A 21,092-nucleotide genomic window follows, 5' to 3' on the forward strand; every position below is an offset into this window, starting at 1 on the left:
ACGGTCCTCGACTTCCCGCATCGGGGCGAGTTGTGGTCGTATTGGTCACGGCACCTGAGCATCGACGATCGGAGGAAGCGATGGCGCGCCCCTCCCGCACCCGCAGCACCGCCTCCCGTGTGTTCGCCGTGCTGCTGGTCGCCGCCGTCGTGATCGGCATCCTCGTCGCGGGCTTCCTGGTGCTGGAGGCGCAACGATCGATCCGCGCCGAGGCGGAACGGGTCACGGCCGCCACTGCCGTCTCGCTCGCTGCCTCCCCGGACGTGATCGACGGTCTGAGCTCGGACGACCGGGAAGCGGCCACACGGGTGCTCGAGCCCTACTCGCTGACCGTGGTCGCCGGTGCGGGGCTCGACTTCATCACGGTGATGACTCCCGACGGCACGCGGATCACCCACCCCGACGCCGACCAGATCGGCGGAACCTACCTGGGCACGATCCCCGCGTCGCCGCGCACGCTCACCGAGGAGTTCACCGGCACCCTGGGACCATCGGTACGGACCATCGTCCCGGTCACCGCGCCGGATGACGACCTGATCGGCTGGGTCGCCGCAGGGGTGACGACCGAGTCCATCAGCGATACGCTGATCCGCCGCCTGCCTCTCACGCTCGGCATCACGATCGCCCTCGTCGCCCTCGGCGCCGGTGGCGCGATCATCGCTCGCCGCGTGACCCGCCGAATCGCCGGCGACCTCCCGCCCGGCCAGCTGCGCGACGCCGTGTCGTCGTACGAATCGATCCGCACCCTGGGGGAAGCGCTGCGAGCGCAGACGCACGAACACGGGAACAGGATGCACGCCGCGGTGGCCCTGCTCGAACTCGGACGCCGTGACGAGGCGATCGAGATCCTCACGGAGACGTCCCGTCAGAGCCAGTCCCTCGTCGACCAGGTGACCGCGCGACGCCACGGCGATCCGGCCGTCGGAGCGCTCCTCCTCGGAAAGGCCTCGCAGGCCAAGGAACGCGGCATCGACTGGCGGGTGCACATCGAGCCGGACACTCCCCGCACTCCTCTCTCGACCGTGGACGCCGTGTCCGTGCTCGGCAACCTCGTGGACAACGCCATGGATGCCGCGGCCGAGTCGGACGACCGGTGGGTGCGGGTCTCGCTGCGCGCGCACGACGGCCACGGAATCGTGCTGGAGGTCTCCGACAGCGGTCCCGGAATAGCGCCGGCCGTGCGCGAGCGGATGTTCGACCAGGGATTCTCCACGAAACCCGCCGATGCGCAAGGGCGCGGCATCGGCCTGGCCCTCGTGCGCTCGGTGGTGAGCGGGGCAGGTGGCTCGGTGACGGTGACGGATGCCCCGACGACCTTCCGAGTCGTCCTCCCCGCCGCGGGCGAACGGCAAGGGCGGCGGCGGCGATGATCCGCACGCTCCTCGTCGACGACGACGCACTCACGCTCGAACTGCACCGCGACTACCTTGCCCGTCTCGACGGCTTCGAGGTGACCGGCGAGTGCACGGGCGCCCGCGCCGCGATGACGGCAGTGCTCGATCGACCCGGCGCATTCGATCTGGTACTGCTCGACATCACGATGCCGGACGGCTCGGGTGTCGACGTGCTCCGTGCGCTCCGAGCACGCTCCGCAGCGCTGGACGTGATCGCGATCACCAGTGTGCGCGACGCCGAGTCGGTGCGGCAGATGGCTGCGCTCGGGGTGTTCCAGTATCTCGTCAAGCCGTTCCCGTTCACCGTGTTCCGCGAGCGGATGGAACAGTACCGCGCATACAGGGAACAGGCGCGCTCCACCGAGGGCGAGGCCACCCAAGCGGAGATCGATGCACTGCTCGGCCGCTCCACGGGAACGATCGCGCTGCCCAAGGGACTCTCGACGACCTCCTTGGACAGGGTCGCCGCGGAATTGCGCGCCGGCGGACCGCTCTCGGCGCGGGAGGCAGCCGAGCGACTCGGCATGTCTCGGGTCGCGGTGCGCCGTTACCTGGAGCATTTGGTCGCCGAGGGTGTGCTGACACGGGGCGCACGCTACGGCACACGGGGACGACCGGAGACCGAGTACGACTGGAGACGCCCCGGACCGCCTCCCGCTTAGGTCAGCGCGGCAGTCGTCCTTCGTGGAGCAGTCCCTCGGGGTCGACGCGCGACCGCACGCTGCGCAGTCGGGCGACATCGTCGGCGGTGCCGCATCGGTCGAGCGACTGATCAGGGCCGAGGAAGGTCGCCACGGTCTGCGGGGCCTCGTTCGGCGCCAGGAGCTCGCGGAACGCCACGAGACTCGCGTCGCCCGGCTCGGTCGGCACACCGGGGATGACCGGGACGAGAGCGTGCAAAAGCCAGCCGACGGACTGCAGCGATGCGAAGCCCGAGCGGCGCGGGGCGTTCAAGGCACCGCCGAGCATGCGGAGGTCGATGCCCATGATCGGCCAGTGCTCCGGGAGCTCCCTGAACTCGAGGAGGGCATCGATCGTCTCGTCGTCGAGGATGCTCAGAGCCATCGAAGCGCCCCGGCCAGGGGTCGGCTCCGTGGGCTCGTTCGAGGCGGCGGCCAGTGCAGCGGGCGAAGTCGGACCGGTGATCTCCCTGCGCACCTCCCCTGCTCTACGCACCGTGTCGACCAGTTCGTCCTGCGGCCCATCGGTCGACAGCACCTGGACGGTGAGGAAGCTGCGTCCCCTGATCTGCTCCGGCAGCTCCGGCGCATCCGGCATGCGCATCGAGTTGACGAACACGTTGAGCGTCGCGGCTGCTGATGCGGCGAGGTCGCGGACCGCACGGACGACCGCGGGAGCGTCGACGACATCGAAGGTGAGGTTGGCGCCCCAGGTGTCCGGTGCCGGCACGAGCTCGACCTCGAGCGCGGTCACGATCCCCACCAGGCCTCCGGCTCCGCGCAATGCCCACATGAGGTCGCTGTCGGTGTCATCGTCAATGCGCTCATGCGTGCCGTCAGGGCGGAGCACCCATGCCGCGCGCAGGTTGTCGGAGCCGAGACCGACCGTGCGGCTGAACCAGGAGTGCCCGCCGCCCAGTGTGTACCCGGCCACGCTGACGACCGGGCTGGTGCCGGCCGGCGCGACCCAGCCGGTTCCCTCCAGCGCCTCGACGACCGCGCCCCAGCGCACGCCGGCGCCGACCGTCGCGACCCCGCTCTCGAGGTCGAGGGACAGCTCGTCGAATGCGCTCATGCGCACCAGGACGGCACCACTCAGGTCGCCGGATGCGCCGTGGCCGCTCGGCTGGATCGCGAGGCTCGTCCCCGCTTCCCGTGCTGCGCGCAGGAGGACACGGAGGTCGTCGACGTCGGCGGGCGTCGCGACCGCATCTGGATGCTGCTCGATCGCGAGGTTCCACGGTCGACGCGCCGCGGCGTACGCCGTGTCTGCGGGAAGGACGAGGGTTCCGGTCAGTCGGTCCTGGAGCGCGACGATGGCGGGGTGCGTTGGCATGACGCCACCGTACGACATCCCTCGGACATCGTCGATGGCGTCATGCGCGACTCACTCGCCCGCCAGACCGCCGAGCATGTGGCCGAACGAGCGCCCTTCACCCAGGTACGTGGCAGGGTCGTAGGGATCGACTGTCTCGGAGGCTCCACGACGTGCGATCGCCTCCGCGAGCTCCTTCGCCCCCTTCTCCACACGCTTGGCGAGCGGAGCGACGTCGTCGCCCGCGCCGCCCCAATCGCTTGATGCCGCGAACACTCCGGTCGATACGGCCTCGGCGTGGAGGTACGCGAACAGCGGGCGGATCGCATAGTCGATCGCCAGCGAGTGCCGGGCGGTGCCCGCGTTCGCACCGATGAGCACGGGCTTCCCGGTGAGGGCGTCCGGGTCGAGCACGTCGATGAACGACTTGAACAGGCCCGAGTAGCTCGTCGAGAAGATCGGCGTCACAGCGATCAGCGCATCGGCGGAGACCACGGTGTTGATCGCCGTCTCGAGCGCCGGCGGCGCGAAGCCGGTGAGCATGTTGTTCGTGATGTCGTGCGCATAGTCGCGCAGCTCGATCACGTCGACGCTCGCCTCGATGTCGTGTGCGGCGAGGGCTTTCACGGTCTCGGCCGCGAGGCGATCGGCGAGCATCCTGGTGGACGACGGGTTCGACAATCCCGCCGAGACGACGGCGATACGACGCGTGGTCATGTCAGGCCTCCTTCCGGCCGAGTCCGAAGGCAGCACCCGCGGGCGCCGGGGTGTCCTGGTAGGGCGAGTCCCCGGTGAGGTTGTCTCCGCGGTTCGCACCGGGGCGCGCCTGACGGGTCGGCCCGTCACCGAACTCGGCCTTGACGCGCGCGGCATGGGTCGGCGCGTCCGGCACGGATGCGGGGCGGTCCTTCGCCAGTTCCTTGCGCAGCACGGGGACGACCTCGGAACCGAGGATGTCGAGCTGCTCGAGAACCGTCTTCAACGGCAGACCAGCGTGGTCGATGAGGAACAGCTGGCGCTGGTAGTCGCCATAGTGCTCGCGCATGCCGGCGTAGCGGTCGATCACCTGCTGCGGAGAGCCCACCGTCAGCGGGGTCATCTCCGTGAAGTCCTCCATGCTCGGACCGTGACCGTACACGGGCGCGTTGTCGAAGTACGGGCGGAACTGGTTCACCGCGTCCTGCGACTTCGCGGCCATGAACACCTGGCCGCCGAGTCCCACGATCGCCTGCTCGCGCGTGCCGTGGCCGTAGTGCTCGAAGCGCTGACGGTACAGCTCGATGAGCCGCTGGTAGTGCTCCTTCGGCCAGAAGATGTTGTTCGCGAAGAACCCGTCTCCGTAGTAGGCGGCCTGCTCCGCGATCTCCGGGGTGCGGATGGAGCCGTGCCACACGAACGGGGCGATGCCGTCGAGCGGACGGGGCGTCGAGGTGAAGCCCTGCAACGGGGTGCGGAACTTGCCCTCCCAGTCGACGACGTCCTCACGCCACAGCTTGTGCAGCAGGGCGTAGTTCTCGATCGCGAGCGGCAGACCCTGACGGATGTCCTGCCCGAACCACGGGTACACCGGGCCGGTGTTGCCGCGGCCGAGCATGAGGTCCATGCGGCCGTCGGACACGTGCTGCAGCATCGCGTACTCCTCGGCGATGCGCACAGGGTCGTTCGTGGTGATGAGCGTCGTCGACGTGGAGACGATGAGGCGCTCGGTCTGCGCGGCCAGTGCCGCCAGGAAGGTCGTGGGGCTGGAGGACCAGAACGGCGGGTTGTGGTGCTCGCCGATCGCGAAGACGTCGAGTCCGACCTCTTCGGCGTGCACGGCGATCGCCGTCGTCGCCTTGATGCGCTCCTGCTCGCTGGGGGTGATTCCCGTGGTGGGATCGCGGGTGATGTCGCTGACCGACATGATGCCGAACTGCATCGCCTGCGCGCCTGACTGCTCGCTCATGATTGCTCCGTGTCTCCGAACCGGACGACTCGCATCCCGTTCTATTCATTTGAATGTATCTGTGTCAACGCGCTCACATCAACTTTATTCCCGGCCTGTAGCCTCGAACGATGAGCAGTGCCGGCGCCGACGTCTCAGGGCCCACCACAGGATCGGTCCCCCGCAGGCGGAGGCGTGTGCCGTTCTGGGACAACGCACGATACGTCTGCATCGTGCTCGTCGTGCTCGGTCACGCGATTCAGCGCCTCACGTACGACTCCGACATCGCCTTCGCGTTCTACCTGGCGCTGTACGCGTTCCACATGCCGGCGTTCGCGATCATCTCCGGCTACTTCTCGAAGTCCGGCTCCCCCTCCAAGACGCAGATGGCGAGGGTGATCACGGACATCCTGCTCCCCTACGTCATCTTCGAGACGCTGTGGACACTCACCAAGTGGCTCGTCGAGGGACAGGTCGATCCGAACATCACGAAGCCGAGCTGGACGCTGTGGTTCCTCCTCGCACTCGGGATCTTCCGGCTCGTGCTCCCGTACCTCGCGCTGCTTCGGTGGCCACTGCTGTGGACAGTGGTGATCTCGGTCGGCGTGGGATACCTGCCGAACGTCGACAGCACGTTCTCGCTGTCCCGCACCCTGGGGCTCCTCCCCTTCTTCACTCTGGGCTGGTGGCTGCGCGAGCACGACATCGTGGACAGGTTCCGTCTCCTCGACTTCCGTCCCTGGTGGATCCGCGGCGGCGCCGTCGCGATCTTCGCACTGGCCGGCTGGGCGGCCTGGAACTGGCTTCCGCTGTGGCAGGCGGCCGATCTGCGGCACTGGCTCTTCTACGAGGACTCCTATGCCGATCTGGGCGGGGAGCAGTGGTGGGCCGGCGGGGTGCGGATACTCCTGATGATGCTCGCCGTCGTGCTCAGCGCCGCCTTCTTCGCCCTCATCCCGCGGGGCGCCCACTGGTGGACGACATTCGGCCAGTACACGATGTACGTGTTCCTGCTGCATTCGTTCGTGTTGTACCCCTTCCGCGAGAGCGGGATCCTGCAGAGCCTCGAGCCGACCTGGATCTGGCTCCCCCTCGTCACCGTGTCGTCGGTGCTGATCGCCCTCGCGCTGGCGACGAAGCCGATCAGATGGGTCTTCCGCCCCCTGGTGGAACCCCGGCCAGGGTGGCTGTTCGCCGACCCGGCGCTCGCCTCCAAGGAGGGGCGCCGGAACGACCCGACGGGCTCGCGGCGCCCCCGCCAGCCAGGGCGATAGCCTCGAAGGCGTGAGCCGCGCACAGACCGTCCGAGACCGCATCGTCGAACGCATCGAGGAGACCGGGTTCGGCGCTCACGGGCTGCACGTCCGCATCGCCACCGAGTCCGCTGAACATCGCTGGACCGACGACGTGCGGGAGGACGTCCACTCCATCGCGAAAGGTGTCTGCGTTCTGGCTGCGGGAATGGCAGCCGACGAGGGCGCGGTGTCGCTCGACGTGCCCGTCGGCATCTACCTCCCCGACTTCGAGCTGGGAGATGGCGTCGAGGACGTCACGCTGCGGGATCTGCTCTCGATGACCAGCGGGATCGATCTGCCGTGGTCCGAGACGCTGCTGACGGACTGGCCGGACCTGGCCCGCGAGTTCCTGCGACGCCCGTCGGGCGGACGCTCGTTCCAGTACTCGAACGCGAGCACGTACACCGCCATGGCCGCGCTTGGCGCACGCGTCGGAGATGTGGGCGAATACCTCGACGCCCGACTGTTCCGCCCGCTCGGCATCGATGACGTGGAATGGGAGCGCAGCCCTCAGGGTCGCATCGCTGCGGGAGGGGGCCTGCCCCTGCGCACCGATGAGCTGGCGCGCCTCGGCCTGCTCATCAGGGAGCGCGGCGCGTGGGAGGGCCGACAACTGATCTCTTCGGGATGGATCGACGCGATGCACACGGAGTGGCGGGTCGCCGGCGAGAACGCGGGCTACGATCGCTACGCCCTCGCAGGATGGGGCGGCCCCGGGCCGGCGTGGAGACTTCACGGCGCCTACGGCCAACTGCTCATCTTCCTCGACGATGCCGTGGTGACGATCACGGCCGACGATCACTTCGGCGCCGATGCCATCGCCGCGTACGCGGTGGAGACGCTCACGAGCACACGCGAGCCGTGACCGCTCAGGAGAACAGCGCGGCTCCCACGTAGGAACCGGGGCTCGCGCCTGCCGGCACCGCCCAGATACCCGAACCGACATGGCGGATGTACTCGTTCATGAGGTCGGTCGACAACCGCCGCTGCAACGCGATGAACTGCGCGGGGTCGCGCTGATACGAGAGGAAGAACAGCCCGGCGTCGAGACGACCGAGCTCGTTGTTGCCGTCGACGTAGTTGTAGCCGCGGCGGAGGATGCGGATGCCGTCGTTGTGTTCCGGGTGCGCGAGGCTCACGTGACTGTTGGCGTCGATCGCCTTGCCGTGGAAGTCCGGAGCGGTGAACTCATCGCCGCCGGAGAGCGGTGCACCCTCACCCTTGTCGCGGCCGATGATCGTGTCCTGCTCGGAGAGCCGCACCCGGTCCCACGTCTCGATGAGCATCGCGATCTTCCGGGCCACGAGATAGGAACCACCGGCCAGCCACGCCGGCTCGTCCTTCGCGGCGACCCAGACGTGATCCCTCAGCGCCTCGGTGTCGTCGGCGAGGATGTTCGCGGTGCCGTCCTTGAATCCGAAGAGGTTGCGCGGGGTCGCCTGCATCGCCGTGGTGCGCGACGTCTTACCGAAGCCGAGCTGCGACCAGCGCAGGCGCGCGCGGCCGAACGCGATGCGACTGAGATTGCGGATGGCGTGCACCGCCACCTGGGGGTCGTCGGCACAGGCCTGGACACAGAGGTCACCGTGAGAGGTCTGAGGATCGAGGTCGTCGCCGAGGAAGGCGGGCAGACGCTCCAGCCCCGCCGGCCGTTGCGCGGCAATGCCGTACCGGTCACCGTCCTCGTTCTCGAAGAGACCGGGTCCGAAGCCGAACGTGATCGTGAGTCCTGCAGCGGGCAGCCCCAGCGCCTCTCCCGTGTCGTCCGGAGGCGCCTCGGCCGGTCCGCCGACCGCGCCGGTCGCGCTGACCTCGAGTCCTTGCGCCATGCGCGACGCCGCATACGACCAGTCCTGCAGCAGGGAGATCAGGTCATCGCGGTCGGTGCGCGGCATCATGTCGAAGCTGGCGAAGTGCAGATGGTCCTGCACCGGAGTGGTGATGCCCGCCTGATGCTCTCCGAAGAAGTCGTAGGCCGAATGCGCGTCATCGGCAGCCCTGGCGCGCCCCAGTGCGACTCCCCCGGTGAGGCCGGCGCCGGTCCCGACAGCGAGCCCCGCGACACTGCCACCGATGGCCAGCCCGAGAAGGCCGCGCCTGCTCAGTCCGGTCGGGGTGGATGCCCCGCCCGACGCCGATTCACCGTGCGCGGCATCCGCTTCTGACTCGTTCACGTCCGTGATCGTATCCGGTGGGCCGACTCGACGCTGATCAGTCGAGGACCGTGCTGGTGAGCTGCGACAGCGGCTCGGCCAGGGCGTTGATCAGATCGGTGAACTCGCGCTTGTCGGCCTCGGTCAACTCCGAGTAACCCACGAATCCGGCTGCGAGCGAACCGTGGGTCGCGAGCGAGTCCTCGAGCGCGGTGTAGCCGGACTCGATCTCGGTGACCAGTTCCTTGCCTTGATCGCCCTGTGCGGCGGCGAACTCCTGCACGAGCGAGAACGCCATTTTGGAGCCCTCCACGTTTGCCGCGAAGTCGTAGAGATCCGTGCCGGACCACCAGTCCTCCTCGCCGGAGATCTTGCCGGTCGCGACCTCATCGAGCAACGCGATCGCTCCGTTGGAGATGCCGCCGATGCCCTGGTCGTCGAGCGCGGTGGTGAAGTCGTCGGAGTGCACGTAGTCGTACAGCTCCTGCGCGTCGGCGAGCAGCAGGTCGCCGTAATCGGCACGCTCTTCCGGTGTCGACGGCGCCCAGTCCTGCCACGCAGGGGTCTCACCGTCCGCGTTCAGCGCGTCCTGCGCAGGCACCCACAGATCCTTCTCGATGCGGTGGAAGCCCGTCCAGTCCAGCCCCTCGGCCACGGCGTCGACCTCGCGGTAGTCGATGCGCGGGTCGAGGTCGCCCAGCGCCTCGGCTACCGGCTCGATGCGCTCGTAGAAGGCGCGAGTCTGCGGGAACAGGGTGCGGGCGGTCTCGTCGTCGCCGGACTCGTAGGCGGCGACGAAGTCCTCGACGGCGGGGACGAGCTGACCGACCTGATCCTTGACGAAGGCACCGTAGAGATCGACGGCCTTCTGCTTCTGCTCGGCATCGGGCCCGTCGACCGCGACACGGTCCCCGGTGACGGTGAACGCCGTCTTCCCGACGCCGTCGCCGACCATGCCCGGCTTGCAGAGGGTGAAATAGTCGCCCGGCTGGGCGACCACGGTCAACGTGCGCGATGCTGCCGGTGCGATGTTCTCGACCTCACCCACGATGCGGAGCCCGTCCTCGGCGAGAAGGTAGAACTCCGTCACCTGACCGGTGTCGTTCTTGACGTCGAAGGTGAGAGTCCCGCTCTCGGCTGTCGACGCCGACACGGCGCAGTCGCTGTCGGTCGACGAGACGTCGAACGCCGCCGTGGCCTGTGCATCGCTCTTCGCGACGCAGCCGCTGAGGACGAGCGCCGCGGCGCCGGTGGCGGCCAGCACCCCCAAGATCCGGTGCGAGGTGGTCATGCTGCTCCTTGAGGTGAGAGGGAGGGAGATGTCGATGAGGGCTCCGTCGGGCTCTGCGGCTTCGCCGCACGGCTCGAGCGGAGGCCGCGGATGTACAGCCATCCGACGACGGAGATGTAGAGGACCCAGGCGACGACCTGCAACCAGGTCATCGCCGGCATGAATCCGATGGTCGCCTGCAGGATCGAGGCGAGAGGGCCGCCCGGGGCGATCGTCGCCGACACGTCGAATGCCCAGCCGAAGGGGAAGGCCGCCCATCCGACGGCCACGCCCCCGGTCACCGCATCGATCGGGGCCAGAGCGGTGAACGGGCCAGGGAGCGCTCCGGCCTCTTGGAGGTCCATGAGCGCGTAAGCGAGGACACCGGCGGCCACGATCACCAGGAAGCCCCCCGTCCAGGCGAAGAAGCGGCGGAGATCGAGTCGCAGCGCGCCGCGAGAGATCAGCCAGCCGATGATCACGGCAGCGATCAGTCCGAGCAGCGCGCCCAGCAGCGCCGAGGGGGCGTCTCCGAAGGACTGGACCATCGACCACAGCAACAGCGTGGTCTCGATACCCTCGCGCGCGACCGACACGAAGCCGATGGCGATCAGGGCCCAGAGCCCACCGGCGGTGAGGGCGCGATCGATACCGCCCTCCAGCGTGGCCTTCATGCTGCGACCAGCGCGCTGCATCCAGAAGATCATCCAGGTCACCATGGCCACGGCGAGCAGCGAGAGACCTCCGCCGATCAGCTCCTGCGCCTGGAACGTCAGTTCGTAGGCACCGAATGTGAGCACAGCTCCGATGCCGAGCGCCAGGACGATAGCGAGACCGACTCCTGCCCACATCTTCGGGAGGGCATCCTTCCGGCCGAGACGACGGAGGTAGGCGACGAGGATACCGACGACGAGCGCGGCTTCGAGACCCTCGCGGAGCCCGATGAGAAAAGTGGCGAGCACGGAAAACACTCTCTGCGGTGACTGAGGTAAGGCGGCCCTTACCGAAGGATGACTCTAGCACCGCGATCGACGTGCTCCGAACCCCGACGGCGGGAAGTAATGGATTGCAACACAGGGCACCCTCCCCGTCCAGGCGACGTAGCCTCGGTCCATGGCTGAACTCTCGCTCCCCGTCCTCGACCTCTCCCAGCTCGACGAAGGCCCCGACGCCGCCGCACGATTCCGTGAAGAGCTGCGGGCCGCGACGCACGACGTCGGCTTCTTCTACCTCACCGGCACCGGGATCTCCTCCGAGCTCGAGGCCCGGCTCCATCAGGCGGCGCTCGACTTCTTCGCCCTGCCCGAAGAGGACAAGCTCGCGATCGAGAACGTGAACAGCCCGCATTTCCGCGGGTACACCCGAGTGGGCGGCGAGCGGACGCAGGGGAAGGTCGACTGGCGCGAGCAGATCGACATCGGCCCCGAGCGCGAACCCGTCGACGGCGGCCCCGCCTTCAACCGGCTCACCGGCCCCAACCTCTGGCCCGCAGCCCAGCCGGAGCTGAAGGAGATCGTCACGGAGTGGCACGACACCCTGACCGAGATCGCGCGCAAGCTTCTTCGCGCCTGGGCTGTCACTCTCGGCGCAGACGAGACCTACTTCGACGAGCCGTTCCGCGATCCGTCGACTCTGATCAAGATCGTGCGATACCCGGGCACGGACGAGCCGGAACCGCAGCAGGGCGTCGGAGCGCACAAGGATTCCGGTGTGCTGACGCTGCTGTGGGTCGAGCCCGGCAAGGGCGGACTCCAGGTCGAGCGTGACGGCGAGTGGGTCTCTGCTCCCCCGGTGCCCGGCGCCTTCGTCGTCAACATCGGCGAGCTGCTGGAGTACGCCACCGGCGGATACCTCAAGGCCACGAACCACCGTGTGATCTCACCGCGGACGCCGGAGGAGCGCATCTCGATCCCGTTCTTCTTCAACCCCGCGCTCGATCAGCAGCTGCCACTGCTCGAGCTCCCCGCTGACCTCGCTGCGCAAGCGACCGGAGTCACCGAGGATCCCGGCAATCCGATCCATGCGACCTACGGCGAGAACGCGCTCAAGTCTCGGCTTCGGGCGCACCCCGATGTCGCGGCGATCCATCACCCCGACCTCGTCGGCGCGACCGCCTGAGGGACGTCACAGTTCCACCCCACCGCTGAGGGCGACGATCTCGCGCAGTGCCTGAAGGTGCGCGGCGAAGGCATCACGCCCCGCCTTCGTCGGACGCACCCAGGTGCGCGAGCGCCCCCCGACCGTGCCTTTGCGCGCGACCACATACCCGGCGGCCTGCAGGTGCGCGATCGCCTTGCTCAGGGGCGAGTCGCCGCACTGCAGCATCTCCCGCAGGGCTGAGAAGTCGAGCTCCATCCCGTCGCCCAGTCCGGCCATGAGGGAGAACCGGATCGGCGAGGCGAAGTTGTCGTCCAGCCGCGTGCGCGGGTGCGGGACGGAGGCGGACTCACGCACGTTCGCCGTGCCCCGCGACGAAGGAGACAGCCACGAAGGACGCGGTCACGCCAACTCCGGCGCACATGCCGGCGAGTCCCGCGTTGTCGAGCACTCCGGATCCCAGGACGATGCCCACGGGTATACAGGCGGCGACGAAGAAGACGGTGAGGTGCGGCCAACGCCATGACGCGCCGACAGCGGGGAGACCGAGGTCGGAGGCGGAGGCCGCGATCCACGCCACGAGGCACAGCATCACGAGCAGGGTGATGACACTCCTCAACACGTCGTCCGGCGATCCCGCGAGCACCGTCAGCACGGCGAACGCGACGCCGACGAGCACGGTGCCCCAACGAAGCCGACGCGGCAGCGGCCGGGGAGCCGGACGCGGACGACGCGGGTCACCCGCAGCCCGTATGAGCTGCACGACGCCATGCCCTCCGACTCCGACGAGCACGATGGCTGCCGGGATGAGCACCACCCCGACGGGAAGTCGCGTATCCAGAGCAGCGAACCCGAACACCACGAAGGCACCGATGACGATCATTGCGCCGCCGACCAACAGCGGCCACCGCGAGCGCGTCATCCGCCACTGCATACCCGTGCGCTGCGCCATCCCGGTGGACAGCTGCCCCCAGACCAGGAGAATGAACAGCACGATCTGCGACGCCAGCACGTCGTCCTGCCGGAGTACGAGCGCGAAGGCGACGAAAAACGCCGCCATGACCACGGCGTTGCCGATCTGCAGTCGGGCGAGAGCGCGTCGGTCGACGGCACGGTCACGGCGGTCTACCACCGCCTCCACCGTCTCGAGGTAGCGCCGAGCGGTCTCCGGGTCCGGTGGCACCAGAGCGTCCTGACCTTCGATCGGCTTCTGCTCCATGAGGACCTCCCCCGCTTTCCAGGTGGAAAGCTCTATGACTTTCCTATCGGAAAGTCAGGCGGGTCGCAACCGGCACCGCTACGCACGCGGGCACGACGAAGGCCGCCCCACACCGTGGGACGGCCTTCTCAAGAATGTTCTGCGCGATTGAACGCAGGGTCGCGGTGCCTTAGCGGCGAAGTCCGAGACGCTCGATCAGCGAGCGGTAGCGCGCGATGTCGATGTCCTGGAGGTAGCCGAGCAGACGACGGCGCTGACCCACGAGCAGGAACAGACCACGACGCGAGTGGTGGTCGTGCTTGTGCTCCTTCAGGTGCTCGGTGAGGTCCTTGATGCGCTGCGTCAGCATCGCGACCTGCACCTCGGGGGATCCGGTGTCACCGGGGTGCGTCGCGTACTCTTCGATGATCGCCTTCTTGACGTCTGCTTCCAGTGCCATAGATTCGATCCCCTTTCAGCTTGTTGCGCGGCGCCCGACGCCTGATGCGTGGGCTCTCTTTATCCGCGGCCGATCAAACGGCAACCTGACGAGTCTACCAGTCGTCGGCTCGCTCGGGTGACACGGGCACCGAAGGGATGTCGGCGGTGGTCGACTAGGGCGTGTCTGACAGAGCTCCAGTCCATACGATGACGGTGTTGAGGCGGACGGCCGCGCGGTAGTTCACCGCGTGTTCGTCGACGCGGGTCGCGAGGCCTCGCCATTGTTTCAAACGGGCGTGGTTGCGCTCGATCACGTTGCGGTTCCTGTAATCGACGGCATCGAGTCCGATGGGTCTGCCGCCGCGTGGTCCTCGACGCTTGCGGTGCCCTTTCTGTCATCAGGCTCGGGGATGACGGCCTTGATACCGCGGGCGCGGAGGTGGCTACGGATCGCGCGGGACGAGTACGCCTTGTCACCGCGGACCGCCTCCGGTCGAGTGCGCGGGCGACCGACGTCACGCGCGACACACAACTGCCTCATCAACGGCAGCAGCATGGGTGAGTCACCTGCCTGCCCCGGAGTGATCAGGGGGACCAGCGGAATACCGTTGCCGTCAACGAGCTGATGGATCTTCGTCGATAACCCGCCCCGGGAGCGGCCGATCCCGTGAGCGCGAGCGATGGTGGAGTCCACCGACCACGACCAGTCGACCAACCCCGCCGCGTCTGCTGCCGCGGTCAGTTTCGCCAGCAGGTCATCCCACATGTGCGATTCACCAGAGCGTCTCGGTGTCGGTGGGCCTCACGTCAGCCCACTAGTGCGGCAGCTGCGGCCGAGCGATCTTTGCCTCGGTTTTGCGTCGGTCTTCTCGGATGACGCTGATGATGCTGATGGTGGTCGCCACGAGCAACAGGATCTGGAACGTGACCTGGAAGGGATCCGGGCTCTCCGAGGAGTGGGCCTGCGGCATGGACGCGCCTGGTGTTCCTGCACCCGACGCGAGGTACAGCACCCAGTCGGTGAAGGCGTGGGCGAGCATGGCGACCCAGAGTCGTCCGGTGACGCGGCGCACCCAATAGTAGGCGGCACCGGCCGCGGCGAGGAAAGACACCTGGAACGCGATGGTGGCGAGCGAGGCGCCGGCGATGATGCTGCCGGGGATGTGCGCGAGCGCGAACACGAGGCTGGTCCCGAGAAGGGTGACGAGCTCACCGTGACGCGCGCGCAACGCCGTGAGCAGGACCCCACGGATGAGCAGCTCCTCACCGAACCCGACCATCAGGGTGCCTGCCGCGATCACGAGAACGTATCCGATAGGACGAGATGCCCAAGGGATGTCGCCAAGTTGGCTGATAGGCAGCAGCACCACGAGGACGGGTATCGAGACCAACCACCAGCGCTTCGGCGTGAGTGACGGAGTCGGACGCTCCCGCCATACATCTTCACCCCAGCTCGCCCAGCGCAGGAACAGAAGCAGACCGATGATCGCGATGGCGAGTGGTATGAAGTGGCCGAGCGAGAACTGTGCAAGTTCCTGATCGTCGCTTGCGAGTCCGCTCAGCAGACTGCCGAGGCCAGCGGCGAGGAGGACGTATACGACGACCGCGGCGAGGGCGAGCCAGATGCTCCGCGGGCGCCCGGATGTCACCGCTGACTCGTTATGCACGTGCGCCGATCTTCTCGTTCGCGCCGCGGATGACGAACGGGACGAAGATCAGGGCGAGCACGCCCGCGCCCAGGTAGACGATGGAGCCGAACCCGGCAAAGGGACCAGGAGTACCGTGCAACACGGCGAACGTCGAGAAGTCCCAGAGGCCGTGCAGGACCATTGCCCAGATGAGCGTGCCGGTCGTCCGGCGCACGATGTAGAAGATGGTGCCGCCGAGGAACGCGAAGGCTACCTGCTGCACAGTCGCGAGGAGCGCCTGGCCGGATGCGGCGTTGATGAGGTGCATGAGTGCGAACAGTGCAGAGGTGAGGAACCACACCCACCCCTCGCTGAGCGTGCTGCGCAGGGACGTGAGAAGCAGACCGCGAGTGGTGAGTTCTTCGGTGAAGCCGACGAGGATCAACACGATGGACGCCGCGAAGAACGCCCCGTCATAGGAGGCCCAGTCGGTGGAGGCGAGATTGATGAGGAGCGCGACGACCATGATGATCGGCGCGATGATCGGCCACCGAACGCTACGCTTCTGCTCGCGGAGCGCGGGCCGCCACCAGCCCAGGAGCGTCGTCGTGATCGCCAGCAGGATCGCGGCGACGATCAGCGAGAGGCCTGCCCCGAGGAACAGGTTGCCGCCGCTCTCGCCGAGCTCGGTGTACGGCACACCGCTCAACTGCTGCACGAGGAACACGACCGCGACGTAGCCGATGTAGATGGCGAGGCCGATCCACACCCGAGGACGCACCTTCAGAGTCTCAGTCATAACCCACATCCTGGCAGAGCCCCGTTTCGAACACATGACTTCTACGCACCGCAGCCGGTATCCCGCAAGATCGTGCAGGACGAAGGCCGAGCAATCTTCACCGCCTTTCGGCTCAGCGTCAATGCAACTTAGACCAACGGCGCCGCGAGCCACTCTGTAGCCCTCGACGCTGTCTTCGCCTGGCTCATATTGTCAGACACGCCCTAGTCTCGAACCGTGCAGAAGCAGTCCGAAGCGTGACCCCCAGACGCGGTCATCTGATCGACCTCTCCCCTCTCGCATCCAGCCCCGCATTCGCCCGGATGTGGATCGGCTCGACCCTGGCGGGCATCGGCGGCCAGCTCACCATCGTGACGGTCATGCTGCACGTGTTCGAGCTCACGCAGAACACCTTCGCCGTGTCCATGATCGCCGTCGCCGGACTGGTACCCATGATCCTCGCCGGCCTGTACGGCGGGATGCTCGCCGACGCGTTCGACAGGCGCCGGGTAGCCCTCATCGCCGCCACCGTCACCTTCGCCTCCACAGCGCTCCTGGCCGCGCTCACCTGGACGGGCACGGAGACGATCTGGTGGCTGTACGCCCTGAGCATGATCAACTCGGCCGCCAACTCCGTGGGCATGGCGACGCGCACCGCGATCGTCCCGCGTCTCATCCCGCGGGAAAAACTCGCCGCGGCATCGGCACTCAACGGCGTCGCCTTCGGGCTCACCGTCATGGCGGGTCCCGCGCTGGCGGGCCTCCTCGTGGCCCTCACCGGCTACGGATGGACCTACACGATCGACGTGGTGCTGATGCTGTCGATGTTCCTCGGGCTGTGGACGCTGCCGGCGTTGCGCCCGGAGGGCGAGGCCGTCCGCCCCGGACTGGAGTCTCTGGTCGACGGCTGGCGGTTCCTCCGCAAGGCCGACAACATCCGCATGCAGTACATCATCGACATCATCGCGATGACGTTCGGACAGCCGCTCGTGCTGTTCCCGGCGCTCGGCACGGTTCTCCTCGGCGGCGGTGCACTGACCACCGGCATCCTGACGGCCGCGGTCGCCGTCGGGACCTTCACCTCGAGTCTGTTCTCCGGCCGCGTCGTGCAGTACCGCTGGCACGGTCGAGGGATCGCGAGAGCCGTCGAGGCTTACGGCGGATCGATCCTGCTCTTCGGCGCCGTGCTGCTCATCGGCGCGCTCTCCGCCCCTGCGAGCGAGGCTGTGCCGAACTTGGGCCTCATCATCGCCGCGTGCATCGCACTGGCGCTCTCCGGCGCCTCCGACAACGTCAGCTCGATCTACCGCAACACGATGATGCAGGCCGCCGTGCCCGACGCGATGCGCGGACGCCTCCAGGGACTCTTCGTCGTCGTCGTCGCCGGCGGCCCCCGCGTCGGGGCGCTGTACGCGGGGACGCTCGCGACACTGACGAGCCTCTGGTTCCCGCCCATGCTCGGCGGCTTCCTGGTGATCGCTCTGGTGGCGACGCTCGCCCGCCGCAGCCGTCGTTTCCACGACTACGACGCAGAGAACCCCGAGCCCTGACGGGCCCGGGGTTCCGGTCTCTATCCGACGCGTCAGTCCTGCTGCAGCGCGCCCTGGAGGTCGAGGCTGATGGTCACGTCCTTGCCGACGAGAACGCCGCCGGTCTCGAGCGCAGCGTTCCAGGTCAGGCCGAAGTCCTCGCGGTTGATGACCGTCTTGGCGGATGCGCCGGCCTTGTAGTTGCCCCACGGGTCGCTGCCGAATCCGCCGAAGTCGAGCTCGAAGGTCACCGGCTTCGTGATGCCGCGGATGGTGAGGTCGCCGTCGACGAACAGGTCGCCGCCCTCGGCGCGTGCGCCGGTCGAGACGAACTCCATGGTCGGGAAGTTCTCGGTGTCGAAGAAGTCGGCGGAACGGAGGTGCTGGTCGCGGCCCTCATCCTTGGTGTCGACCGACGTGACGTCGACGGATGCCTCGACCTTGGCCTCGAGAGGGTTCTCCGGAGCAATCAGGGTGGCGCTCTTGACGCCGAAGGTGCCACGCACCTTCGAGATCATCATGTGACGGACACTGAAGGTGACCTCGCTGTGCGAGGGGTCCAGGACCCAGGTGCCGGGACGGTAGCCGGGGATGTCGATGCTGGTCATTGCTTCTCCTCTGGAGACGTCAGCCGCAGCTGCGGCAAGGGACAGGGGCCGCGTTCACCGCGACCACTGTGACAACTTACATTCAGAAGCATGTATTCCCCTGAATGAAGAAACTTTTCCCGAACAGCACGAGGCGCCCCTCTCCCGAAGGAGCGGGGCGCCTCGTTGAGCGAGCCCGGATCAGCCGACGGCGACGAGATCGATGATGAAGATCAGGGTCTTGCCGGAGAGGAAGTGGCCTCCGCCGACGGGGCCGTAGGCCAGGTGCGGCGGGATGATCAGCTCGCGGCGGCCACCCACCTTCATGCCGGGGATGCCGTCCTGCCAGCCCTGGATGAGACCCCGCAGCGGGAACTGGATGGTCTCACCACGACCCCAGGAGGAGTCGAACTCTTCGCCGGAGTCGAACTCGACCCCCGCATAGTGCACGGTGACGGTGTCGCCGGGCTTCGCCTCGGCACCGTCACCCTCGATGATGTCGCGGATGACGAGGTCCGCGGGCGCAGGGCCGGTGGGGGCGTCGAACTCAGGCTTTGTGCGATCAGTCATACGTCCATCAAACCCGAGCGCGATGGACCGGGTCAACGCACCGGCACCTGCTCACAGCGAACACCTCGCAACTTCATCGAGGCGCCGGGGGAAGAAGCTCTTGACACTCGCGCGGGGCCGGGTGCACCCTGTTTACAGATCAACTCAGCGCCCGGGAGACTCGCAGGCATCGCCGCAGCACCGGGCGCTGAGTCTTGCCACAGGCCTGCGCTCCGCGGTCACCCGGCGTCTCCGCACAGCAGGTCTGCGATCTCCACGGGGTGGCTCAGCATCGCGCAGTGACCACCCGGGAGTTCATCCGCGGTCAGCCCGAGGCGGGTCGCAGCCAGGTCGCGCAGGAACCCGGAGGGGAAGAAGCGGTCGTCCGAGAACACCACCACTCGCGTCGACACGTCGGGCCACTCCCGAAGCGGCCACGGCCGCTCCATCGCCTCCTGCGACGGGTGCGCGCGCTCGCGCCGCAATGCCTCCTCTGCAAGCGCGCGCGGGACGCCGTTGTAGAAGCTGACGAGCGGATCCTCATTGCCGGTCAGCCCTCCGTCCTGCGCGGATCGGGACGCGGAAGCGACCGTGTACCCGGAGTTCTCCCACCACTGACTCGGGGACTCGTCCGGCGTGGGGATCATGCCAGCGAACAGGACGAGCTCATCGGCGGCGAGCTGTGCCGCGACCAGGGGCGCGGTGAACGCCCCGAAGGAGTGCCCGACGACCGTCACCTCCCGGCGTGCACCGACGATGTCCACGACCGCTTCGGCATAGTCCTCGAGCGTGAGGGTGTCGTCGTCGGCGGGCAGGTCAGGGGCGAACACCGCGTGACCACGCCTGCGCAGCTCGGCTGCCACGAGATGCCACGACCAGCCGACGTCACCACCGCCGTGGATCACGACGTACGTCCTCATCCGCCACCGCCCTTCCTTGCCAGAAGAGTACGCCGGCCGCGGCCGCACGTCAGTAGGCCAGGAGAGCCGCCCTCGTGGCCCTGGTGCGGATCAGCAGCGCACGCTCGTCGTTGACGGCCATCGGGTCGCGTCCCGTGATAGCCCGCTGCCGGACGGAGGCGAGCTCGGTCGCGTCCTTGATGAACGCCCGCATCAGCGGACGCCGGTCGCCGCGCAGCTGGGATGCCCACGCGAGACCCACCTTGCGTCCGCCGGGTGTGGCCAGCATCGTGACTTCCTCCGGGGTGAACCACCCCGCTGCGGCGTAGTCCTCCAGGCGGGCTCTCGTGAGTCGCGCCTCCTCCCGTCGCAGCGCGACGATGCCCAGGATGAAACCGATGAACAGCGGCACCTGGAGAGTGAAGTAGAGCCCGAAGAAGTCCGCGAAGGTCGCTGACCCGTTCCAGAGCGCGTGCAGCAGGATCGCTCCGACCAGACCCAGTGCTCCGGCTCCGGCCGCAGCCCGCGCCGAGCCGTGGCGACGAGCGACCATGCCGATCGCGAAACCGGTGATCGCGGTGAACATGGCGTGAGCGAAGGGCGAGAGGAGTCCGCGCACGACGAAGGTCACGGTCAGCTGCTCTCCCCCGCCCTCGATCAAGCTCACCCCGAAGTACTGGATGTTCTCGGTGAAGGCGAAGCCCGCACCGACCAGGGCTCCGTAGACGATGCCGTCGACAGGACCGTCGAACGCCCTACGGGCGAGCAGGAAGATGAGGAAGACGCCGAGGCCCTTCCAGAGCTCCTCCACGACAGGTGCCTGCACGACAGCACCGAACTCCTCAGACCGGATGCCGAGCAGGAGCGTGAGCGCCGTGTCGACCAGCAGCGTGAGCCCGACCGCGGCCACCGCACCCCAGGCGATCGCGAACGCGACGAGCCGCTTGGGCTCGGGCTCCCAGCGATCGATCAGCCGGACGCCGAGGAACACGATCGTGAGCGGGATGAGCGCGAGGACCAGACCGACCACGGAGGCGAAGGATCCGAGCGCCCACACGAAGTAGCCCACGAGCGCGATCAGCAGGAAACCGAGCACGCCGAAGAGCCAGAGCGATATCGTGCGGCCCTTCCTCGTCGGCACGGGCAGAGCGGGAAGCGACTCCGCGGGCGATGGGGCGACCGGAGCCGGCGGCGTGTACGGAGTCGGCTGCGCGAGAGGAGAGGCGTAGCCCGCGACAGACCTCCTCGCAGCGGTCGGCGGCGTCGAGGCCACGGGATAAGCGGGTGAGTAGGGAGGCGGCGGTGTCGGTCCGGACGTCGGCTGCGACGCGGGCGGAGGAGCATACGGCGAGGGC

21 protein-coding genes and 1 pseudogene are annotated in these 21,092 nt (G+C 67.9%); 6 read left to right on the forward strand and 16 right to left on the reverse strand.

What is annotated here, in order from left to right:
• Positions 1 to 80 precede the first annotated feature (80 nt).
• Positions 81 to 1,370 carry an ATP-binding protein gene (locus tag FFS56_RS01060; protein ID WP_127012279.1) on the forward strand — a complete coding sequence of 430 codons (1,290 nt, stop codon included), beginning with the start codon at positions 81 to 83 and terminating at the stop codon, positions 1,368 to 1,370.
• On the forward strand, positions 1,367 to 2,056 hold the full coding sequence (locus FFS56_RS01065) for a response regulator (RefSeq protein WP_046748305.1): 690 nt from the start codon (positions 1,367 to 1,369) through the stop codon (positions 2,054 to 2,056). The genes FFS56_RS01060 and FFS56_RS01065 overlap by 4 nt, the downstream gene beginning before the upstream one ends.
• 1 nt (position 2,057) lies before the next feature.
• Here the strand turns inward: FFS56_RS01065 and FFS56_RS01070 are convergent, their stop codons facing one another.
• Genes FFS56_RS01070 through FFS56_RS01080 form a run of 3 tightly spaced genes read right to left on the reverse strand, consistent with a single transcriptional unit; the run spans position 2,058 to position 5,334 of the window.
• Entirely contained in the window at positions 2,058 to 3,410 is a 1,353-nt protein-coding gene (locus FFS56_RS01070) for an FAD-binding oxidoreductase (RefSeq protein ID WP_164734096.1), read from the reverse strand.
• Positions 3,411 to 3,461: 51 nt separating this feature from the next.
• Entirely contained in the window at positions 3,462 to 4,106 is a 645-nt protein-coding gene (locus tag FFS56_RS01075; RefSeq protein WP_046748304.1) for an FMN reductase, read from the reverse strand.
• A 1-nt stretch (position 4,107) separates the two neighbouring features.
• Positions 4,108 to 5,334 carry an LLM class flavin-dependent oxidoreductase gene (locus FFS56_RS01080; protein ID WP_046748303.1) on the reverse strand — a complete coding sequence of 409 codons (1,227 nt, stop codon included), beginning with the start codon at positions 5,332 to 5,334 and terminating at the stop codon, positions 4,108 to 4,110.
• Positions 5,335 to 5,444: 110 nt separating this feature from the next.
• Between FFS56_RS01080 and FFS56_RS01085 the strand changes: the two genes are divergently transcribed.
• A complete protein-coding gene (locus FFS56_RS01085; RefSeq protein WP_046748302.1) occupies positions 5,445 to 6,587 on the forward strand; it encodes an acyltransferase family protein in 1,143 nt (380 codons plus the stop codon).
• A gap of 10 nt (positions 6,588 to 6,597) precedes the next feature.
• Entirely contained in the window at positions 6,598 to 7,473 is an 876-nt protein-coding gene (locus FFS56_RS01090) for a serine hydrolase (protein ID WP_046748301.1), read from the forward strand.
• Positions 7,474 to 7,477: 4 nt separating this feature from the next.
• On the opposite strand, the gene efeB is transcribed toward FFS56_RS01090, so the two are convergent.
• Genes efeB through efeU form a run of 3 tightly spaced genes read right to left on the reverse strand, consistent with a single transcriptional unit; the run spans position 7,478 to position 10,993 of the window.
• Positions 7,478 to 8,782 (reverse strand): iron uptake transporter deferrochelatase/peroxidase subunit, encoded by a 1,305-nt coding sequence (gene efeB, locus FFS56_RS01095; RefSeq protein ID WP_171010954.1) that lies wholly within the window; start codon positions 8,780 to 8,782, stop codon positions 7,478 to 7,480.
• A 37-nt stretch (positions 8,783 to 8,819) separates the two neighbouring features.
• Positions 8,820 to 10,052: an iron uptake system protein EfeO gene (gene efeO / locus FFS56_RS01100; protein ID WP_127012281.1), complete on the reverse strand. Its 1,233-nt coding sequence runs from the start codon at positions 10,050 to 10,052 to the stop codon at positions 8,820 to 8,822.
• Positions 10,049 to 10,993 (reverse strand): iron uptake transporter permease EfeU, encoded by a 945-nt coding sequence (gene efeU, locus FFS56_RS01105; RefSeq protein WP_046748299.1) that lies wholly within the window; start codon positions 10,991 to 10,993, stop codon positions 10,049 to 10,051. The genes efeO and efeU overlap by 4 nt, the downstream gene beginning before the upstream one ends.
• 151 nt (positions 10,994 to 11,144) lie before the next feature.
• Here efeU and FFS56_RS01110 point away from each other — a divergent pair, with 151 nt between their 5' ends.
• Entirely contained in the window at positions 11,145 to 12,149 is a 1,005-nt protein-coding gene (locus FFS56_RS01110) for a 2-oxoglutarate and iron-dependent oxygenase domain-containing protein (protein ID WP_046748298.1), read from the forward strand.
• A 6-nt stretch (positions 12,150 to 12,155) separates the two neighbouring features.
• On the opposite strand, the gene FFS56_RS01115 is transcribed toward FFS56_RS01110, so the two are convergent.
• The 6 genes and pseudogenes from FFS56_RS01115 to FFS56_RS01140 form a co-directional block, all read right to left on the reverse strand.
• The gene (locus tag FFS56_RS01115; RefSeq protein ID WP_046748297.1) at positions 12,156 to 12,485 is read right to left on the reverse strand and encodes a transcriptional regulator; all 330 of its coding nucleotides are present in this window, start codon (positions 12,483 to 12,485) and stop codon (positions 12,156 to 12,158) included.
• Complete coding sequence (locus tag FFS56_RS01120) at positions 12,478 to 13,347, reverse strand: hypothetical protein (RefSeq protein ID WP_127012283.1); 870 nt, start codon at positions 13,345 to 13,347, stop codon at positions 12,478 to 12,480. Before FFS56_RS01120 ends, FFS56_RS01115 begins: the two co-directional genes overlap by 8 nt.
• A 169-nt stretch (positions 13,348 to 13,516) precedes the next feature.
• Positions 13,517 to 13,786: a 30S ribosomal protein S15 gene (gene rpsO, locus FFS56_RS01125; protein WP_017830938.1), complete on the reverse strand. Its 270-nt coding sequence runs from the start codon at positions 13,784 to 13,786 to the stop codon at positions 13,517 to 13,519.
• Between the two features lie 154 nt (positions 13,787 to 13,940).
• Positions 13,941 to 14,530, reverse strand: a pseudogene (locus FFS56_RS01130) (IS5 family transposase); the annotation flags it as partial.
• A 52-nt stretch (positions 14,531 to 14,582) separates the two neighbouring features.
• The gene (locus FFS56_RS01135; protein WP_046748295.1) at positions 14,583 to 15,416 is read right to left on the reverse strand and encodes a type II CAAX endopeptidase family protein; all 834 of its coding nucleotides are present in this window, start codon (positions 15,414 to 15,416) and stop codon (positions 14,583 to 14,585) included.
• Between the two features lie 10 nt (positions 15,417 to 15,426).
• On the reverse strand, positions 15,427 to 16,194 hold the full coding sequence (locus FFS56_RS01140) for a CPBP family intramembrane glutamic endopeptidase (protein WP_231589703.1): 768 nt from the start codon (positions 16,192 to 16,194) through the stop codon (positions 15,427 to 15,429).
• 236 nt (positions 16,195 to 16,430) lie between these two features.
• Here FFS56_RS01140 and FFS56_RS01145 point away from each other — a divergent pair, with 236 nt between their 5' ends.
• Positions 16,431 to 17,723 (forward strand): MFS transporter, encoded by a 1,293-nt coding sequence (locus FFS56_RS01145; RefSeq protein WP_127012284.1) that lies wholly within the window; start codon positions 16,431 to 16,433, stop codon positions 17,721 to 17,723.
• A gap of 32 nt (positions 17,724 to 17,755) precedes the next feature.
• On the opposite strand, the gene FFS56_RS01150 is transcribed toward FFS56_RS01145, so the two are convergent.
• The 4 genes from FFS56_RS01150 to FFS56_RS01165 form a co-directional block, all read right to left on the reverse strand.
• Positions 17,756 to 18,310 carry a YceI family protein gene (locus tag FFS56_RS01150; protein ID WP_045265072.1) on the reverse strand — a complete coding sequence of 185 codons (555 nt, stop codon included), beginning with the start codon at positions 18,308 to 18,310 and terminating at the stop codon, positions 17,756 to 17,758.
• Between the two features lie 180 nt (positions 18,311 to 18,490).
• Positions 18,491 to 18,859 (reverse strand): FKBP-type peptidyl-prolyl cis-trans isomerase, encoded by a 369-nt coding sequence (locus tag FFS56_RS01155; RefSeq protein ID WP_046748293.1) that lies wholly within the window; start codon positions 18,857 to 18,859, stop codon positions 18,491 to 18,493.
• Positions 18,860 to 19,077: 218 nt separating this feature from the next.
• Positions 19,078 to 19,758 (reverse strand): alpha/beta hydrolase, encoded by a 681-nt coding sequence (locus FFS56_RS01160; RefSeq protein ID WP_127012285.1) that lies wholly within the window; start codon positions 19,756 to 19,758, stop codon positions 19,078 to 19,080.
• A 49-nt stretch (positions 19,759 to 19,807) separates the two neighbouring features.
• Entirely contained in the window at positions 19,808 to 21,010 is a 1,203-nt protein-coding gene (locus FFS56_RS01165; RefSeq protein WP_046748291.1) for a PrsW family intramembrane metalloprotease, read from the reverse strand.
• Between the last annotated feature and the right edge of the window lie 82 nt (positions 21,011 to 21,092).

It is taken from the genome of Microbacterium sp. Beta, from assembly GCF_005502545.1.
In the GTDB taxonomy this organism is placed as follows: domain Bacteria; phylum Actinomycetota; class Actinomycetes; order Actinomycetales; family Microbacteriaceae; genus Microbacterium; species Microbacterium oxydans.

Excerpts from the sequence above, each read along its gene's own strand:
- FFS56_RS01075 (WP_046748304.1), bottom strand. The coding sequence starts at position 4,106 with ATGACCACGCGTCGTATCGCCGTCGTCTCGGCGGGATTGTCGAACCCG.
- FFS56_RS01085 (WP_046748302.1), top strand. The coding sequence starts at position 5,445 with ATGAGCAGTGCCGGCGCCGACGTCTCAGGGCCCACCACAGGATCGGTC.
- FFS56_RS01080 (WP_046748303.1), bottom strand. The coding sequence starts at position 5,334 with ATGAGCGAGCAGTCAGGCGCGCAGGCGATGCAGTTCGGCATCATGTCG.
- FFS56_RS01110 (WP_046748298.1), top strand. The coding sequence starts at position 11,145 with ATGGCTGAACTCTCGCTCCCCGTCCTCGACCTCTCCCAGCTCGACGAA.
- FFS56_RS01060 (WP_127012279.1), top strand. The coding sequence starts at position 81 with ATGGCGCGCCCCTCCCGCACCCGCAGCACCGCCTCCCGTGTGTTCGCC.
- FFS56_RS01150 (WP_045265072.1), bottom strand. The coding sequence starts at position 18,310 with ATGACCAGCATCGACATCCCCGGCTACCGTCCCGGCACCTGGGTCCTG.
- efeO (WP_127012281.1), bottom strand. The coding sequence starts at position 10,052 with ATGACCACCTCGCACCGGATCTTGGGGGTGCTGGCCGCCACCGGCGCC.
- FFS56_RS01070 (WP_164734096.1), bottom strand. The coding sequence starts at position 3,410 with ATGCCAACGCACCCCGCCATCGTCGCGCTCCAGGACCGACTGACCGGA.
- FFS56_RS01120 (WP_127012283.1), bottom strand. The coding sequence starts at position 13,347 with ATGGAGCAGAAGCCGATCGAAGGTCAGGACGCTCTGGTGCCACCGGAC.
- rpsO (WP_017830938.1), bottom strand. The coding sequence starts at position 13,786 with ATGGCACTGGAAGCAGACGTCAAGAAGGCGATCATCGAAGAGTACGCG.
- FFS56_RS01155 (WP_046748293.1), bottom strand. The coding sequence starts at position 18,859 with ATGACTGATCGCACAAAGCCTGAGTTCGACGCCCCCACCGGCCCTGCG.
- FFS56_RS01140 (WP_231589703.1), bottom strand. The coding sequence starts at position 16,194 with ATGACTGAGACTCTGAAGGTGCGTCCTCGGGTGTGGATCGGCCTCGCC.
- FFS56_RS01065 (WP_046748305.1), top strand. The coding sequence starts at position 1,367 with ATGATCCGCACGCTCCTCGTCGACGACGACGCACTCACGCTCGAACTG.
- FFS56_RS01160 (WP_127012285.1), bottom strand. The coding sequence starts at position 19,758 with ATGAGGACGTACGTCGTGATCCACGGCGGTGGTGACGTCGGCTGGTCG.